The organism is Streptomyces sp. NPDC037242 (genome assembly GCF_055604165.1).
On record NZ_JBVJUY010000024.1, the window covers coordinates 41,005 to 57,603 of the forward strand.

Consider the following 16,599-nt stretch of genomic DNA (forward strand, 5'->3'; position numbering starts at 1 on the left):
CAGGATTCTGGATGAGCCATTTCACCGAACGCACGAGTCTGCACGAGGAGAGCGAACCCATGGGCAAGGACGTCATAGTCGTCGGCGCGGGTCCGGTCGGACTGATGCTGGCCGGTGAACTCCGGCTCGGTGGCGTGGACGTGGTCCTGTACGACAAGCTTCCCGCGCCCAGCGGCGAGTCCCGCGGGCTGGGCTTCACCGGACGCACGGCCGAGGTGTTCGCGCAGCGCGGGCTGCTCTCGCGGATCGGGGAGTTCCGCTGGGGCCAGCACGGGCACTTCGGCGGAGTGCGGATCAACTTCGACTCGCTGGAGGAGAGCCACTACGGGGTGATGGGCCTGGCCCAGTCCCGTACCGAGTCGATGCTCGGCGAGTGGCTGGAGGAGCTCGGCGTACCCGTCGTACGCGGGCACGAGCTGGTCGGCTACCGCGAGGCGGGCGACTCGGTCGTCGTCGAGTTCGAGGGGCCCGACGGCCGCGTCGAGGAGAGCGCCTCCTACCTGGTGGGCTGTGACGGCGGCAAGAGCACCCTGCGCGAGCTGGCCGGCATCGCCTTCCCCGGCGAGGAGGCCACCCGCGGCATGTACCTGGCCGACGTCGTCGGCGCCAGCATCCGCCCGCGCCCCATCGGCGAGCGCATCCCCGGCGGCGGCATGGTCCTGTCCGTCTCCACCAAGCCGGGCACCGACCGCATCGTCGTCCACGAGCCGGGCGTGCGCCCGCACCACGGCGAGGGCGAGCTGGAGTTCGCCGAGCTCGCCGACGCCTGGCAGCGGGTGACCGGCGAGGACATCCACGGCGCCTCGGCCAGCTGGATGTGCGCGCTCACCAACGCGCAGGGCCAGGCCGAGGTGTACCGGCGCGGCCGGGTCTTCCTCGCCGGCGACGCGGCGCACGACCACGCCCCGATGGGCGCGCAGGGCGTCAGCGTGGGCCTCCAGGACGCCGTCAACCTCGGCTGGAAGCTGGCCGCGACGGTCAAGGGCTGGGCCCCCGAGGGCCTGCTGGACACCTACCAGTCCGAGCGTCACCCCGTGGGCGTCAAGCTGCTGCGCAACACCCTCGCCCAGTCGCTGCTGTACCTGAGCGGCGAGGAGATGGAGCCGCTGCGCGCCGTCATGCGCGAGCTGGTGCAGATCCCCGAGGCCGCGCGCCACCTGGCCGGCGAGGTCAGCGGGCTCGACATCCGCTACGAGGTCGGTGCGACGGGCCACCCGCTGCTGGGCCTGCGCGTGGAGCCGAACCTGGAGCTGGAGCGCGCGGACGGCACCCGTACGACGGTGGCCGAACTGCTGCACCCGGCCCGGGGCGTGCTCGTCACCACCGAGGAGTTCGCGCAGGAGCGCGAGACCGCCGCCGGGTGGGCCGACCGGATCGACATCGTCACCGGCACCTGGACCCGTACGGAGACCGCGGGCGGCGCCCCGGTGCCGGGCGCGGTCCTGATCCGGCCCGACGGGTACGCCGTCTGGGCGGCCCCGGACGGCGGCGACCTGTCGGACGCGCTCAAGGGCTGGTTCGGCCCGGCCTGATCCCCCGACCCCCTACCTCCCTCCGCGCCCGTGCCAGGGCGCGGACACCCCCCGAACACACCCCCCGAACACACCCCCCGAACACACCCCCGAACACACCCCCCCAACACACCATCCCCGTACGCGGCGGACGGGCCCGGTCGAGCGAGGACCGGGTCCGTTCCGCCGTCCCGGCTGCCCCGCAGAGCAGCGCGCCGCCGTCACCCGAGCGTCCCGGAGGGACTCAAGTCATGACCATCCTCGTCACCGGAAGCCGCGGCAAGGTCGGCTCCCACCTCATCGGCCTCCTGCACGCCCGCGGCATCGCCGTCCGGGCCGGCTCCGCCGATCCGTCCAAGCTGACGCTGCCCGAGGGCGTGGAGTCCGTACCGCTGTCCCTGGACGACGCGTCCGGCTTCCGGACCGCCCTGAAGGGCGTCGAGTCGGTCTTCCTGTACTGCGAGCCCAGCCAGATCGACGAGTTCGTCAAGGAGGCCGAGGCCGCCGGGGTCCGGCACGTGGTGATCATGTCCTCGGACGCGTGCCTGCTCCCGGACGCCGCCGACAACTGCATCGCCGCCCCGCACCTGGTCGTGGAGAAGGCCCTGGAGGCCTCCACCATCACGGCGACCGCCTTCCGCTGCGGCGCCCTCGCGGGCAACTGCCTGCCCTGGGCGTGGGCGCTGAAGGGCGCGGGCTTCGTCAGCCTGCCCTTCCCCGACAGCTACGCCGACCCGGTCAACGAGAAGGACATCGCCGAGGCGGCGCTGGCCGCCCTCACCGAACCCCGGTTCCAGGGCCGCTCCTACCACCTCACCGGTCCCCAGGCGCTCACCTTCGCCGAGCAGGTCAAGACCGTGGAGGAGGCCATCGGCCGCTCCGTCCCGGTCCGCGTCGTGACGCCCGCGGAGTGGAAGGCCGGCCGCGCCGGCTACATCCCCTCGGACATCGCCGACGAACTGCTCGTCCTGTGGGCCAAGGACACCGAACCCCTGCCGCTCACCGGCGACATCGAGGAGCTGACCGGTCACCCGGGCCGCACCTTCGCCCTGTGGGCCGAGGAGAACGCGCCGGCCTTCCGCGGCTGAGCGCCGCCGATGGCACCGAACGCCATGGATCAGCAGAGCACGGAACGAGCAGGAAAGGTACGACATGACGACGGTGGACGAGCACGCGGGCTCGGTCGATGACGTGATCGGGCTGGACGGCCCGACCGACGAGGAACTGGCGAGATCGCTTCCGGGCGACTTCAGAAGCATGTACGCGGACCTGGACGGCGTACGGCTGCACTACGTGGCCGGCGGCGAGGGCGAGCCGCTGGTCCTGCTGCCCGGCTGGCCGCAGACGTGGTGGGAATTCCGGAAGATCATGCCCGAGCTCGCCCGCCGCTACCGCGTCATCGCGGTCGACCTGCGCGGGATGGGCGGCTCCAGCCGTCCCGAGGGCGGCTACGACAAGAAGTCGATGGCCGCGGACATCCGCGCCCTCGTCCACCACCTGGGCTACCAGAGCGTCAACCTGGCCGGCCACGACATCGGCGCCATGGTGGCCTTCAGCTTCGCCGTCAACCACCCCGAGGCCGTCCGCAAGCTCGCCCTGCTCGACGTCATGCACCCCGGCGAGAGCAAGTACTCGATGCCGCTGCTGCGCCGCCCGGGCACCGGCGTCTCCATGTGGTGGTGGGCCTTCAACCAGGCGCAGGGCCTGCCGGAGAAGCTGATCGCCGGCCGGATGCGGCACGTCGTCGACTGGCTCTTCGAGAACTCCCTCTTCGACCAGGCCTCGGTCAGCCCGCGCGACCGGGCCATCTTCGCCCGCGCCTACGACACGCCCGAGCAGATCCGGGCGACCAACGGCTGGTACCGGGCCTTCCCGCAGGACATCGAGGACATGGCGACGTACGGCAAGCTCACCGTGCCGGTGCTCGGGATCGCGTCCCCGGTGAGCCACAAGGAGTTCGAGCAGGTGCTCCCCTCGCTGGCCGCCGACGTACGGGTGGTGAAGCTGTACAAGACCCTGCACTGGCTCCCCGAGGAGCAGCCCGAGCCGGTCATCCGGCTGCTGTCGGAATTCTTCGTCTGACCGACCTTCATCCATCTGCTGCACGAGGAGAACGAAGCCATGGGCAAGGACGTAATAGTCGTCGGCGCGGGTCCGGTCGGGCTGATGCTCGCCGGCGAGATCCGGCTCGGCGGCGCGGACGTCGTCGTCTTCGAGAAGCTGCCCGCGCCGAGCGGCGAGTCACGCGGCGTCGGCTTCACCAAGCGTGCGGCCGAGGTGTTCGACCAGCGCGGGCTGCTGGCCCGGTTCGGGGACGTCGAGTACGCGCAGGGCCACTTCGGCGGCGTGCGCATCGACTTCAGCAAGCTCGACGACAACCACTACAGCGTGCGCGGGATCCCGCAGTTCCGCACCGAGTCCCTGCTGGAGGCCTGGGTCACCGAGCTCGGGGTCACCATCCGCCGCGAGCACGAGGTGACCGGCTTCCGGGAGAGCGCGGACGGCGTCGTCGTCGAGTACGAGGGCCCGGACGGGCGGGGCGAGGAGAGCGCCTCGTACCTGGTGGGCTGTGACGGCGCGCGCAGCATCGTGCGCAAGCTGGCCGGCATCGACTTCCCCGGCTGGGAGGCCACCCGCGGGATGTACATGGCCGACCTGGTCGGGGCGAACATCCGCCAGCGGCCGATCGGCGAGCAGGTCCCCGGCGGCATGGTGATGGCCTTCAACCTGGAGGACGGCGTCGACCGCATCGTCATCCACGACGAGAACCTGCGCCCGCACGAGGACAAGAGCAAGCTGACCTTCGCCGAGATCGCCGACGCCTGGCAGCGGATGACGGGCGAGGACGTGCACGGTGCGGACGCCCGGTGGGTGAGCTCCTTCACCGACACCACGCGCCAGGCCTCCGAGTACCGCAGCGGGCGGGTGTTCCTCGTCGGGGACGCCACCCACATCCACATGCCGGCCGGTGCGCAGGGCATGAGCGTGGGCGTCCAGGACGCCGCGAACCTCGGCTGGAAGCTGGCCGCGACGGTCAAGGGCTGGGCCCCCGAGGGCCTGCTGGACACCTTCCAGTCCGAGCGGCACCCGGTGGGCGAGGGCCTGATGCGCAACACCCGCGCCCAGACCCGCCTCTACCTGAGCGGGGAGGAGATGGAGCCGCTGCGCGCCGTCATGCGCGAGCTGGTGGAGATCCCGGAGGTGGCCCGGCACCTGGCGGGCCTGGTCAGCGGGATCGACGTCCGCTACGACATGGGCGCCCCGGGGCACCCGCTGGCCGGGCTGCGGCTGCCCGACCACGAGCTGGAGCGCGCCGACGGCACCCGTACCCGGGTCGCCGAACTGCTGCACGCGGCCCGCGGCGTACTCGTCGTCACCGGCGGCGCCGGGGACGACGGGCTCAAGGAGACCGCCGCGGCCTGGTCGGACCGGGTCGACGTGGTCGAGGGGCGCTGGGACCCGGAGCTGACGCCCGGCGGGCTGCGGCTGCCCGAGGCCGTGCTGCTGCGTCCCGACGGCCACGTCGCGTGGGCCGCGCCGGACGGCGGCAGCCTGCGGGCGGCGCTGGAGGCCTGGTTCGGAACGGCTCGAGAGACGGTGGAGAGCGCCGCCGGGGCCGAGCGGGGCGCCGTACTGTGAAATGCACGGGCCCGCTGGGCGGCGAGGACCGCCGGGGGTCAGGCGTGAGGTACGGCGTGAGGGGGAACTGAGCGCGCGGACACCTCCTTCCCCCGGACTGCCTGGCACTTCCCCCGAGTTGCGCCGCCCGGTGAGCCGGGAGTGCCCGCCGTGCTGCGGCGGGCACGGGGACCTCGGAAGGAAGAGCCATGAGCACCACTTTCAAGCACGACATGACCATGATGTTCGTCATCCACGACGCGCTGAGGCGGGAGCTGGAGCACCTGGCCAAGGTCGCCGCCCGCACCGGCGACGACCCGGTCACCATCCTGCGGACCGCCGCCGGCTGGGAGATGTTCAAGACCTACCTGCACGTGCACCACGGCGCCGAGGACGACGCGCTGTGGCCGGGCATCCGGGAGGCGCTCGCCGGCCGTCCCGACGACCTCGCGGTCGTCGAGGCGCTGGAGGCCGAGCACCTGACCATCGACCCGATGCTGGACGCGATCGATGCCGCGCTGCTCGACCCGGCGCAGCACGGGAGCCTCGGCGACCTGGTCGACGCCCTCGTCACCGGCCTCGGCGGGCACTTCAAGCACGAGGAGGAGGCGGGGCTGCCGGTCATCGACGACGTCGCGACCCCGCCGCTGCTCATGGGCTTCGGACAGGCCCACGCGCAGCGGATCGGCCCCGACAACCCGCGCTACCTGCCGTGGCTGCTCGACGGCGCCTCCGAGTCGGACAGCGCGACCGTGCTGCGGGTGCTGCCGGAGCCGGCCCGCGCCGCGTACGAGAACGCGTGGGTGCCGGCGTACTCCAAGATCAACCGCTGGGGCATCTGACCGGCACCGGGCGCCATCCGAAGGGCGGCCAGATCACCGAGCTCACCGCGGTGACCTGGCCGCCCCTCGGTCTGTCCGGGGCGGATCCGCTCGGGACAGTTCCAGTCCAGCACGCATCCCCTGGTACCCCGAGTACCCGAGTGAGGAGATCCGGATGAGCGATGAGACCCTGCGCGTGGCGGTGGTCGGCGCGGGCATCGGCGGCCTGGCCGCGGCGATGGCGCTGCGCCGGGCGGGCCTGGACGTGGACGTGTACGAGCAGGCCCAGGAGCTCTCGGAGGCAGGGGCCGGAGTGCACCTGGCGCCCAACGGGGCCCGGCTGCTGCACCGGTTCGGGCTCCAGGAGCGGCTGCGGGAGGTCGCGGTGCGCCCGCAGGCCCGGGAGGTCCGGCTCTGGGACAGCGGCCTGGCGGTCGGGCGGCAGCCGATGGGAGCCGCCCTGGAGGCCGAGTACGGCGGCCCGCACTACACCGTCCACCGCGCGGACCTGCACCGGATCCTCGCCGACCAGGTCCCGGGCGAGACGGTGCACCTGGGCCGTCGCCTCGTCGGGTACGAGGAGGACGCGGACGGGGTCCGCCTGGACTTCGAGGACGGCGGCAGCGGGCGGGCCGATCTGCTGGTCGCCGCCGACGGCGTGCACTCCGTGGTGCGCCGCAGGACCGCCGGGGCGGACGCCCCGGTGTGGTCCGGCACCGCCGCGATCCACGGGGTGGTGCCCCTGGAACTGCTGCCCGCGCTGGGCGGGCGGGCCGCCGAGACGGTGTACGCCTGGACCGGCGCGCGGGAGCGGCTGCTCGCGGCCCCGGTGCGCTCCGGGCGCGAGCTGTCCTTCGTCGCCGTGGTGGCCGACGCCGACGACCGCGGGGAGTCCTGGACCCGGCGGGGCGACGGCCGCGGCCTCGCAGAGGCCTTCGCGGGCTGGGAGCCGGCCGTACGGGAACTGGTCGGGGCCGTGGCCGAGACCGGCCACTGGTCGCTGTACGACCGCCGGCCGCCGGCCCGTTGGAGCACCTCGCGCACCACCCTGCTCGGGGACGCGGCCCATCCGATGCCCCCGCACCACGGCCAGAGCGCGAGCCAGGCCATCGAGGACGCGGTGGCGCTGGCGGGCTTCCTGCGGCGCGAGCCGGCCGGCCCCGGCCGGGTCGCCGCCGCCCTGCGCCGGTACGAGGAACTGCGGCGGCCGTACACCGCCGCGGTGGCCGAGGGCGCCCGGGCGGGCGGGTCGCAGCCGCTCGGCAGGGGCGGCGCAGTGCCCGCCGCCGGAGCGCAGGCGGCAGACGTGACGGCGGAGACGACGGAGGCGGCGGACGCGGTCCAGCGCTACGACGTCGTGGCGGCGGTGGCCGAGGCGGCCTCGGCCGAACTCAACGCGGGCGCCCGCATGTTCCAGGAGTTCCTCTCGGCCCACGACGTCCTGCGCCGGGGCACGGAGCTGGTCGCCGACTCCTTCCAGTGCCTGACCGACGGCGCGGCGGTCGACATCCCCGCCCTGGTGTGGACGGCCGGCTGGCTGGTGGAGCTGACCCACCACCACCACACCAGCGAGGACGACCTGTTCTGGCCCGTGCTGCGCGAGCTGTACCCGCAGGCCGACGCGCACTTCGACACCCTCAAGGACGAACACGAGGAACTGAACGCGGAACTGGACGCCCTGCAGGCGGCCGTCGACGAGCTCGCCGCGCTGGGCCCGCTCGCCACCCTCGCCTCCGCCGGCCGGCCGGCCCGCGAGGGCGCCGCGGCCGCGCGCCGCGTGCAGAAGGTGCTCGCCGCCCACCTCGACACCGAGGAACCGGTCGTACGCGACCTCTTCCCGGGCGTCAGCGGCAGCGAGATCGACCGGCTGCGCAAGGCCATCCTCGCGGGCGGCCCCCAGGGCGGCGGGCACATGGTCTTCGGCCTGCTGGAGGACCCCGTCCTCGCCCGCGGCTACGACCTGCTCGTGGAGAACTTCCCGCCGCCCGTCCACGCGGCCCGGCCCCAGCTCATCGAGCAGTACCGGAAGGTGGTCCGGGACCTCGGCCTCGGTGCCCGCTGACCCCCGGCGGCCCCGCCGCCCCTGACGTCCCCGCCGGCCTTCCGCCGCGGCCCGCTCCGCACGAAGCCCCCCAGGTCACGGACCTGGGGGGCTTCGTACGTACGCCGCCCCCCTCCGGCCCGGCTCCTGAGCCGCTCTTGAGCGGCTCCTGAGCGCCTCTAGCAGCCTGATCCAGCCTGGGTTTCGGAACGGAACGGCTCCGACCGGGCCGTTCGGGGGAACTGCTTGCCCCGAGCTCCGACCGACGTGGATGGCACACCGGATACACGGACCAGTGGAGAGTGACCATGACCAGCCGGCAGCTCGACGTCTGCCTCATCGGCGCCGGACCCCGCGGGCTCTCCGTTCTCGAACGGATCTGCGCGCAGGCCGCCGAAGGGGGTGAGGAACCCATCACCGTCCACGTGGTCGACCGCTGCCCGCCCGGCCCCGGACAGGTGTGGCGCACGGACCAGTCGCAGCACCTGCTGATGAACACGGTGGCCAGCCAGGTCACGCTGTTCACCGACGAGAGCGTGACGCTGAAGGGGCCCCTGTCCCCCGGCCCCAGCCTCTACGAATGGGCACGGTTCCTGACGCTCATGGGTCCGGTCGACGACTGGAACCACCCCGAGTCGGTGATGGCCGAGGCGCGCGCCCTGGGCCCCGACTCCTACCCCACCCGCGCCTTCTACGGCCACTACCTGGAATGGGTGTTCAGACGGGTCGTCAAGACGGCCCCGGACCGGGTCCGCACCGTCGTGCACGGCTCCGGAGCGGTAGCTCTCGACGACGACCCGGGCACGGGCACGCAGAGCGTACGGCTCGCCGACGGCACCCGACTCGACGGGCTGCACGCCGTCGTGCTCGCCCAGGGGCACGTGCCGGTACGGGACTCCCGCACCCAGCGCGAGCGCGCCGGCTTCGCCCGCCGCAACGGACTGCACTACGTCACCCCCGTGAACCCGGCGGAGGCGGATCTCACGGCGGTCCGCCCCGGCGAGACGGTGGCGCTGCTGGGCCTGGGCCTCAACTTCTTCGACTACATGGCGCTGTTCACCCACGGCCGCGGCGGCCGCTTCGAACGGCAGGGCGAGCGCCTGGTCTACCTGCCCTCCGGGCGGGAGCCCAAGCTCGTCGCCGGGTCCCGGCGCGGGCTGCCCTTCCACTCGCGCGGCGAGAACCAGAAGGGCGCCCACGGCCGCCACATCCCGCTTGTACTGACGCCGGACACGGTCCGCGCCCTGCAGAGCAGGTCGCGCCGGGAGGGCGGGCTGGACTTCCGCCGGGACCTGTGGCCGCTGGTCGCCCGGGAGACCGAGACGGTCTACTACACCGCGCTGCTGGCCGCCGAGGGCCGGCACACCGAGGCCGGGGCGCTGCGCACCGCCTATCTGGGGGCCTCCCCGGGCAGTTCGCGCGAGGAGGAGATCCTGGACCGGTTCGGCATCGCCGCCGACCGGCGGTGGGACTGGGCCCGCATCGCGAAGCCGTACGAGGGGGAGGTCTTCGGCGCTCCCGAGGACTTCCGGGGCTGGCTCCTGGACCACCTGCGCGAGGACCTGGCCGCGGCCCGCGAGGGCAATGTCGACGGGCCGCTGAAGGCGGCCCTGGACGTACTGCGCGACCTGCGCAACGAGATCCGCGAGATCATCGACCACGCCGGGCTGACGGGCGGTTCGTACCACCGGGACCTGGATGGCTGGTACACCCCGCTCAACGCCTTCCTCTCCATCGGCCCGCCCGCGAGCCGCATCGAGGAGGCCATCGCCCTGATCGAGGCCGGCGTCCTGGACGTGCTCGGCCCCGAGGCCCGACTGCTGCCGCTCAGCGACGCGGAGGGCGCCTTCACCGTGGAATCCGCCCTGGTGCCGGGCTCCCTGGTCCGGGCGGGCACCCTCATCGAGGCGCGTCTGCCGGAGATCGACCTGCGCTCCACCGCCGATCCTCTGCTGCTGCACCTGATCGGCACCGGCCAGTGCCGCCCGTACCGGATCCCCGGACCCGGCGACGAGACGCACGAGACGGGCGGGCTGGACGTGACCCGTGCGCCGTTCCACGTCGTCGACGCGGCGGGCCGACCGCATCCGCGCCGCTACGCCTACGGGGTGCCCACGGAGTGGGTGCACTGGGTCACCGCGGCGGGCATCCGCCCCGGCGTGGACTCCGTGACCCTCCAGGACTCGGACGCCATCGCCGACGCGGTCCTGGGCCTGTTGCAGGACACCGAGAGCGTCCTCGCGCCGGTCAAGGAGCTGGCCCGTTGAGCCTGCCGCCCCCCGGCGCCGACACCGGTCTGCTGAGCCCCGTACGGGCGGGCACGGCGGCCGAGGCGGCGACCGCCGACGAGGCCTGGCTGCAGGCGATGCTCGACGCCGAGGCCGCCCTGGTGCGCTCGCAGGCCGACCTGGGCACCGTGCCGAAGGAAGCCGCCCGGGTCATCTCGGAACTGGCCAGGAGCGAGCACCTGGACCTGGCCGCCGTCGCCCGCGGCAGCCGGGAGACCGCCAACGCGGTGGTGGGGCTGGTGCGGGAGTTCACGGCCGTGGTGGCCGCGCACTCCCCCGAGGCGGCCGAGTTCGTGCACCGCGGCTCCACCAGCCAGGACATCTTCGACACCGCGCTCATGCTGGTTTCCGCGAGGGTCGTGGACCTGATCACGGACGATCTGGACGCGGTGGCCGCCGCCCTGCGGCCGCTCGCCGCGGAGCACCGCGACACGGCGCTGGCCGGCCGCACCCTGGGCCTGCACGCGGTGCCGACCACCTTCGGCCTGAAGGCCGCGGGGTGGCTGGTGCCGGTGGAGCAGGCGGCCGGCCGGCTGCGGCGGTTGCGGGCCGAGGGGCTGTTCGTCCAGCTGGGCGGAGCGGCCGGGACGCTGGCCGGGTACGTCGAGTACGCGCGCAGCGGCCCGTACGCGGTGGCGGACCCGCAGGGCTACGGGCCGCGCCTGGTCGAGCGGTACGCCGCCGAGTGCGGGCTGAGCGCGCCGGCGCTGCCGTGGCACACGGCCCGTACGCCGGTCGCGGCGCTGGCCGCGGAACTGGCCCTGGCCACCGGGGTCCTGGGAAAGATCGCGGTGGACGTCCAGTCGATGGCGCGCACCGAGGTCGGGGAGGTGGCCGAGCCGGCGGTGGCGGGCCGCGGGATCTCCTCGGCGATGCCGCACAAGCGCAATCCCGTACTGGCCACGCTGATCCGCTCGGCGGCCCTGCAGCTGCCCGCGTACGCGAGTGTGATCACGCAGGCCATGCTCTCGGAGGACGAACGGTCCGCGGGGGCCTGGCACGCGGAGTGGCAGCCGCTGCGCGAGTGCCTGAGGCTGGCCGGCGGCGCCGCCGCGACGGCCCGGGAACTGGCCCTGGGGCTGCGGGTCCACCCGGAGCGGATGCGGGCGAACCTGGAGCTGACAGGGGGCCAGATCGTCAGCGAGCGGTTGGCGGCGGTACTGGCGCCGGTGCTGGGCAAGGCCCCGGCCAAGGAGCTGATGAGCGAGGCGTCGGCCGAGGCCGCGGCCTCGGGGCGCCCGCTGGCGGAGGTCCTGGCGGCGTCCGGGGTGCTCGCCCGGCACTACGGCGCCGAGGCGCTCGCGGCCCTGCTGGATCCGGCCGGCTACACGGGCGCGGCCGGGGTGCTGACGGATGCGGTACTGGCGGATGCGGTACTGGAGGGTGCCGTGCCGGCGGATCGGGCGCCGTCGGATCGGGTTGCCGCGGGTCAGGTGCCGTCGGGCTCCGCGCCGGTGCGCGGCGCCGCGGGCGGCTGATCCGCCGTCGGCGCGGTCCGGCTCAGCCCCAGGCCGCGCCGGCCACCTGGCGGGTGGCGACGTTGATGCGGTTCCAGACGTTCACCGTGGAGATGGAGAGGATGAGCGCCGCGAGCTGCTGCTCGTCGTAGTGCTTGGCGGCCTCGTCGTAGACCTCGTCCGGGACCGCGTTGCTGGTGTCCGCGACGCGGGTGACGGCCTCGGCGAGGGCGAGGGCGGCGCGCTCCGCGTCGTCGAAGTAGGGGGTGTCGCGCCAGCCGGCGACCGCGTGGAGGCGCTCGTCGGTCTCGCCGAGCTTCTTGGCGATCTTGGGGTGCATGTCGAGGCAGACCCCGCACGCGTTGATCTGGCTGGCCCGGATGTGGGCCAGTTCCAGGGTGCGCTCGCTGATGCCGGTGGCGACGACCGCCTTGCCCATGGCCTGGAGGGCCTGCATCGCGCCGGGGACGACCATGGCCGGGTTGCCCATGCGTGCGTTCATCGGGGGACTCCTTCGAGGTGGGGGGCTCGGTGCCCCCGTTTCGTTCCGTACCGCTGTGACGGAACGGACCCTTCGGATGTGACAACGCACGGGGAGCGGTTTCGGCACGGTCTCAAAAACAACCGCTTGGACTGTTTCTGGCAGGGGAATGGAGGGGGGAGCGTAGGGAATCTCTGGACCGCGAGGTGGTCTCCGGTCAACTCCCGCTGCTGGTCAGGGTGGTGATGGAGGCTCCAGCTCGAAAACAGTACAACCGGTTTGGTATTGACAAACCGGCCGTGCTGTTTTCTACTGGCGATGGCTTCATCCACGGACAGGGGAGTAGGGCGTGGACATCAAGGTTCTGGGCGCGCTTGAGGTGCGGGTGAACGGGGTCTCGATCACGCCGACCGCTCCCAAGCCCCGTCAGGTTCTGGCACTGCTGGCTCTGCACGCGGACCAGGTGGTCCCGGTCTCGGCCCTCACCGAAGAGCTGTGGGCGGGCAAGCCGCCGCGCAGCGCCCGCACCACCCTGCAGACGTACGTCCTGCAGCTGCGGGCCATGATCTCCACGGCCCTGGGCCAGGGCGACGGCGAGGGCGAGGGCACCGAGGGCGCGGCGCCCGGGCGGACCGCGAAGGACGTGCTGGTCACGCTCCCCGGCGGCTACCTCCTCAACAGCGGCGGCGCGGCCAGCGACATCCGCGAGTTCGACCGGCTCGCGGGCATGGGCTACCGGGCCATGGACGCCGGGGACTTCCCCGGCGCCGCGCGGCTGCTGCGCGAGGCCCTCGCCCTGTGGCAGGGGCCCGCCTTCGCCGACGTACAGGGCGGGGCCCAGCTGGAGATGGAGACCCGGCGGCTGGAGGAGAGCCGGCTGTGCGCGCTCGACCAGCGCATCGACGCCGACATCCGGCTTGGCCGCCACCGCGAGCTGCTCGCCGAGCTGACGGTCCTGGCCAGCCGCTACCGCACCCACGAGAACCTGCACGGGCAGTTCATGCTCGCCCTGCACCGCTCCGGACGCCGCGGCGAGGCCCTGGACGTGTACCAGCGGCTGCGCGCCACCCTCGTACGGGAGCAGGGCCTGGAGCCCTCCACCGCCCTGCGGGCCCTGCAGCGCTCCATCCTCATGGCAGGCCCGGAGCACCCGGTGAAACCCGCCGCCGACCCGTCGGACACCCGACTCGCCCGCGTCGGCTGACGTGGCGCCCGCACGGAGCACCACCGGCCCGGCGGCGGCGCGCGGCCCCAAGTCGGTGCAGGAGCGCTCCGAGCGGACCCGCCGCAGGCTGGTGCGCGCGGGAGCCGAGCTGTTCCAGCGCAACGGCTACGCGAACGCGACGCTCGGCGACATCGCCGGCGCGGCGGGGGTCACCAAGGGCGCGCTGTACTTCCACTTCGCCTCCAAGGACGAACTGGCCGAGGCGGTGCAGGAACGCGGCGGCGCCATGCTCCGCGAGGAGGCGCGTGCGCTGCGCCTGCGCGGGGCCGCGCCGCTCCAGGCCCTGGTGGACCTCACCCACTGGCTGGCCCGGACCCTGCACGAGGACCCGGCCCTGCCCGCGAGCTTCCGGATCACCAAGGAGTGCGCGGGCAGCGAGCCGCCGGTCACCGACTTCCACCGCGCGTGGCTGAGCACGGTGTGCGAACTGCTGCGGGAGGCGCGCGACGCGGGCGAGCTGCGCGCCGACCACTGGGAGGGCATCGAGTCGGCGGTGGCCGCGGCCGCCTGCGGCATCGAGGTGATGGCCGGCATCGGCATGCCGTATGCGGAACTCCGGCGCAGGGTGAGCGCGTTGTGGCTCCTGCTGCTGCCCAGCCTCGTGCCCGCGGGGCGGGAAGCGCAGTACCGTACTTCGGTCGCGGACGTCGAGTCGGCGCTGAGTGCGCCCTGGACGTGAACGTGACCCACCGCACCACCGGTTTGTCGAAGGAGCCACCGATGACGAGTGACCCCCGTGATCCGCAGCAGTCGCCCGCGGCGCCCGACGAGGTGCTCGCCGACCTCCTCGGGGTGCTCGGCGAGGTACTGAGGATCGCTACGGACCGGATCGACCCCGAACAGAGCTTCCGCTCACTGGGCCTGGACTCGCTGCTGACCGCGCAGTTCGTCGCGATGGTCAACCAGCGCTACGGGGCCGGGGTGGAGCCCACCGACCTGTACGAGTACCCGACCCCGGCGGCCTTCGCCGACCTGGTCTCCTGCGAGGCGGTCCACACCCCCTGACCCGGCCGCGGTTCAGTCGGCCCGGGCGCCCGCGGCGCGGGTGAGGCGGACGATCCGGCGGGTCAGCTCCTCCTGGGCCCGCGACAGGCTCTCCACGCGCTCGCGCAGCCGGGCCACCTCACCGCCCAGGTCCTCGGGGCGGTGCAGGACCGTCTCCAGGCGGCCGCGCAGGGCGGGCCCCGGCTCCACGCCCAGCTCCGCCAGCAGGTGCCGGCGGGCCCGCTCGTACACGCCGAGGGCCTCCGTGCGGCGGCCGGACCCGTGCAGGGCGCTCATCAGCAGGTCGTAGAACCGCTCCCGCAGCGGGTGTTCGGCGCTCAGCCGCTCCAGCTCCGCCGCGATCCGCGCGCGGTGCGCCGCGCCGCCGGGGGCGCGCAGGCCCGCCTCGTGGAACGCCTCCAGCGTGTCCAGGCGCACCTCCTCCAGCCGGTCCGCCTCGCGCCCGCAGATCGGGCCGCGGCCGCAGCCCTCCAACGCGGGCCCCCGCCACAGCTCCAGGGCCCGGCGCAGCACCTCGGCGGCGTGCGCGGGATCGGTGTCGGCCGCGGCGCGGCCTTGCGCGCAGAGCCGCAGGAAGTGCTGGGCGTCGGTCGTGGCGGACCCCAGGTGCAGCAGATAGCCCGTGGCGTGGGTGCTGATCCACTCGGGTCCGTCGTCCCCTGGGCCGCGCAGCCGGCGGCGCAGCCGGGCCACATGGGCCTGCAGCGCGTTGGCCGCGCCCGCGGGCGGGGCGTCACCCCACAGTTCGTGGATGAGCCGCTCTGCGGATAGCACCTCACCGGCCCGTACGAGCAGGCTCGCCAGCAGCGTGCGCTGCTTGGACCCCTGCGGCTCGCACCATGCGCCCGTCCGGCGCTCGCGCGCCTGCACCGGTCCCAGAATGCGGAAATCCCCCGGCCCGCTGCCGGCCACGACGAATTCCATCGACGCTCCCAACGGTGTCCGGATACGTGTTCCGGACTTAATCCCCCGGGCGGAATCTAGCAGCTTGGTGTCTACACGCAAATGCCTGATCGCGAAGCGTGGTGGATACTCGCTCAAGAATTCACCGGTACGGTTCGAGTCGCGGTTACCTTGCCTGAGTCGACGTCCGAAAATCGATGAGAACTCGGCTACGTCCGGAGGGAAGCCGTGGAGATTCAGGTACTGGGTCCGTTGAGTGCGGAGGTCAACGGGGGTTCGGTCGTTCCGTCGGCGGGAAAGCCGCGACAGGTGCTCGCGCTGCTCGCGTTGTACCCGGGCCGTGTGGTGCCGGTGCCGACGCTGATGGAGGAGATCTGGGGTTCGGGGCTGCCGCAGAGCGCGCTCACGACGCTGCAGACGTACATCCTGCAGCTGCGCCGGCGCCTCGGCGCCGCACTCGGCCCGGCCGCCCCCGGCGGCGCGAAAGAGGTGCTCGCGACCAGGCACGGGGGATACGTGCTCCAGGTCGCACCGGAGAGCGTGGACGTCCACGGGTTCGAGCGGCTGGTCGCGGGGGGCCAGTCGGCGTTCGAGGACGGAGACGACGAGCGCGCGGCCGGTCTGCTGCGCTCCGCGCTGGCCCTGTGGCAGGGGCCCGCGCTGGTGGACGTACGGGTGGGGCCGATCCTGGAGATCGAGGTGATGCGCCTCGAGGAGAGCCGGCTGGTGACCGTCGAGCGGCGGATCGACGTCGATCTGCGCCTGGGCCGGCACACGGAGGTGCTGGCGGAGCTGACCGAGCTCATAGCCCGCCACCGGCAGCACGAGGGGCTGCACGCCCAGGCGATGGTGGCGCTCTACCGCTCGGGCCGCCAGGCGAGCGCGCTGGACGTGTTCCGGAGGCTGCGGACGCGGCTGATCGACGAGCTGGGCGTGGAGCCCTCCCCGCAGCTCCAGCGGCTGCACCAGGCGATGCTCGCGGTCGACCCCGCGCTCGACGTGACCGCAGGACCGCGGCGCACGTCGACCTTCGACCTCTACGCGGCATAACCCGCGCCGAGGTGCCCGGATAACACCGTACGATCGATGGCCCGTGGAATTCTGATCATTCTCCACCGGAATCCTGCCGAAGTCCGGCCGGATTCCGGTCGGAGGCCGGACGGAATCTCGGCGGAATTCGATCGGAGTTCCGCCGGAGCCGCGCCGGAGTCTCGGCGTGTTCCCCCGGAAAGATCTAGGCTGAATCCTT

General features: G+C 73.3%; 14 protein-coding genes. 12 read left to right on the forward strand and 2 right to left on the reverse strand.

Translation table 11 applies throughout. From position 1 onward, the window contains the following. Positions 1–11 precede the first annotated feature (11 nt). From ACZ7GJ_RS26040 to ACZ7GJ_RS26075, 8 genes are all read left to right on the forward strand, one after another. Complete coding sequence (locus tag ACZ7GJ_RS26040; RefSeq protein ID WP_470755188.1) at positions 12–1,532, forward strand: FAD-dependent monooxygenase; 1,521 nt, start codon at positions 12–14, stop codon at positions 1,530–1,532. Between the two features lie 230 nt (positions 1,533–1,762). Continuing rightward, the gene (locus ACZ7GJ_RS26045) at positions 1,763–2,599 is read left to right on the forward strand and encodes an NAD(P)H-binding protein (protein ID WP_365923198.1); all 837 of its coding nucleotides are present in this window, start codon (positions 1,763–1,765) and stop codon (positions 2,597–2,599) included. A 64-nt stretch (positions 2,600–2,663) separates the two neighbouring features. Then, on the forward strand, positions 2,664–3,593 hold the full coding sequence (locus ACZ7GJ_RS26050) for an alpha/beta fold hydrolase (RefSeq protein ID WP_470755190.1): 930 nt from the start codon (positions 2,664–2,666) through the stop codon (positions 3,591–3,593). 39 nt (positions 3,594–3,632) lie between these two features. Continuing rightward, positions 3,633–5,150: an FAD-dependent monooxygenase gene (locus tag ACZ7GJ_RS26055; protein WP_470755192.1), complete on the forward strand. Its 1,518-nt coding sequence runs from the start codon at positions 3,633–3,635 to the stop codon at positions 5,148–5,150. 188 nt (positions 5,151–5,338) lie between these two features. Further along, on the forward strand, positions 5,339–5,971 hold the full coding sequence (locus ACZ7GJ_RS26060; protein ID WP_470755194.1) for a hemerythrin domain-containing protein: 633 nt from the start codon (positions 5,339–5,341) through the stop codon (positions 5,969–5,971). Positions 5,972–6,125: 154 nt separating this feature from the next. Then, a complete protein-coding gene (locus tag ACZ7GJ_RS26065; RefSeq protein ID WP_470755196.1) occupies positions 6,126–8,012 on the forward strand; it encodes an FAD-dependent monooxygenase in 1,887 nt (628 codons plus the stop codon). A 287-nt stretch (positions 8,013–8,299) separates the two neighbouring features. Continuing rightward, positions 8,300–10,258, forward strand: a complete 1,959-nt coding sequence (locus tag ACZ7GJ_RS26070) for an FAD/NAD(P)-binding protein (RefSeq protein ID WP_470755198.1) — start codon at positions 8,300–8,302, stop codon at positions 10,256–10,258. Further along, positions 10,255–11,757 (forward strand): nitrosuccinate lyase, encoded by a 1,503-nt coding sequence (locus ACZ7GJ_RS26075; RefSeq protein ID WP_470755200.1) that lies wholly within the window; start codon positions 10,255–10,257, stop codon positions 11,755–11,757. Before ACZ7GJ_RS26070 ends, ACZ7GJ_RS26075 begins: the two co-directional genes overlap by 4 nt. 22 nt (positions 11,758–11,779) lie before the next feature. Here the strand turns inward: ACZ7GJ_RS26075 and ACZ7GJ_RS26080 are convergent, their stop codons facing one another. Continuing rightward, positions 11,780–12,238: a carboxymuconolactone decarboxylase family protein gene (locus ACZ7GJ_RS26080; protein WP_470755202.1), complete on the reverse strand. Its 459-nt coding sequence runs from the start codon at positions 12,236–12,238 to the stop codon at positions 11,780–11,782. 328 nt (positions 12,239–12,566) lie between these two features. Between ACZ7GJ_RS26080 and ACZ7GJ_RS26085 the strand changes: the two genes are divergently transcribed. From ACZ7GJ_RS26085 to ACZ7GJ_RS26095, 3 genes are read left to right on the forward strand one after another with little or no spacing between them, the layout of a single operon-like run. After that, on the forward strand, positions 12,567–13,421 hold the full coding sequence (locus ACZ7GJ_RS26085; protein ID WP_470755204.1) for an AfsR/SARP family transcriptional regulator: 855 nt from the start codon (positions 12,567–12,569) through the stop codon (positions 13,419–13,421). A 1-nt stretch (position 13,422) separates the two neighbouring features. After that, on the forward strand, positions 13,423–14,121 hold the full coding sequence (locus tag ACZ7GJ_RS26090) for a ScbR family autoregulator-binding transcription factor (protein WP_470755206.1): 699 nt from the start codon (positions 13,423–13,425) through the stop codon (positions 14,119–14,121). A gap of 41 nt (positions 14,122–14,162) precedes the next feature. Beyond that, positions 14,163–14,447, forward strand: coding sequence for an acyl carrier protein (locus tag ACZ7GJ_RS26095; RefSeq protein WP_470755210.1), 285 nt, complete (start codon positions 14,163–14,165; stop codon positions 14,445–14,447). A 12-nt stretch (positions 14,448–14,459) separates the two neighbouring features. On the opposite strand, the gene ACZ7GJ_RS26100 is transcribed toward ACZ7GJ_RS26095, so the two are convergent. Further along, positions 14,460–15,371: an AfsR/SARP family transcriptional regulator gene (locus ACZ7GJ_RS26100; RefSeq protein WP_470755212.1), complete on the reverse strand. Its 912-nt coding sequence runs from the start codon at positions 15,369–15,371 to the stop codon at positions 14,460–14,462. A 207-nt stretch (positions 15,372–15,578) separates the two neighbouring features. On the opposite strand from ACZ7GJ_RS26100, the gene ACZ7GJ_RS26105 reads away from it, so the two are divergent. Continuing rightward, positions 15,579–16,400 (forward strand): AfsR/SARP family transcriptional regulator, encoded by an 822-nt coding sequence (locus tag ACZ7GJ_RS26105; RefSeq protein WP_470755216.1) that lies wholly within the window; start codon positions 15,579–15,581, stop codon positions 16,398–16,400. The last annotated feature ends 199 nt before the right edge of the window (positions 16,401–16,599 follow it).

Excerpts from the sequence above, each read along its gene's own strand:
- ACZ7GJ_RS26040 (WP_470755188.1), top strand. The coding sequence starts at position 12 with ATGAGCCATTTCACCGAACGCACGAGTCTGCACGAGGAGAGCGAACCC.
- ACZ7GJ_RS26045 (WP_365923198.1), top strand. The coding sequence starts at position 1,763 with ATGACCATCCTCGTCACCGGAAGCCGCGGCAAGGTCGGCTCCCACCTC.
- ACZ7GJ_RS26050 (WP_470755190.1), top strand. The coding sequence starts at position 2,664 with ATGACGACGGTGGACGAGCACGCGGGCTCGGTCGATGACGTGATCGGG.
- ACZ7GJ_RS26055 (WP_470755192.1), top strand. The coding sequence starts at position 3,633 with ATGGGCAAGGACGTAATAGTCGTCGGCGCGGGTCCGGTCGGGCTGATG.
- ACZ7GJ_RS26060 (WP_470755194.1), top strand. The coding sequence starts at position 5,339 with ATGAGCACCACTTTCAAGCACGACATGACCATGATGTTCGTCATCCAC.
- ACZ7GJ_RS26065 (WP_470755196.1), top strand. The coding sequence starts at position 6,126 with ATGAGCGATGAGACCCTGCGCGTGGCGGTGGTCGGCGCGGGCATCGGC.
- ACZ7GJ_RS26070 (WP_470755198.1), top strand. The coding sequence starts at position 8,300 with ATGACCAGCCGGCAGCTCGACGTCTGCCTCATCGGCGCCGGACCCCGC.
- ACZ7GJ_RS26080 (WP_470755202.1), bottom strand. The coding sequence starts at position 12,238 with ATGAACGCACGCATGGGCAACCCGGCCATGGTCGTCCCCGGCGCGATG.
- ACZ7GJ_RS26095 (WP_470755210.1), top strand. The coding sequence starts at position 14,163 with ATGACGAGTGACCCCCGTGATCCGCAGCAGTCGCCCGCGGCGCCCGAC.
- ACZ7GJ_RS26100 (WP_470755212.1), bottom strand. The coding sequence starts at position 15,371 with ATGGAATTCGTCGTGGCCGGCAGCGGGCCGGGGGATTTCCGCATTCTG.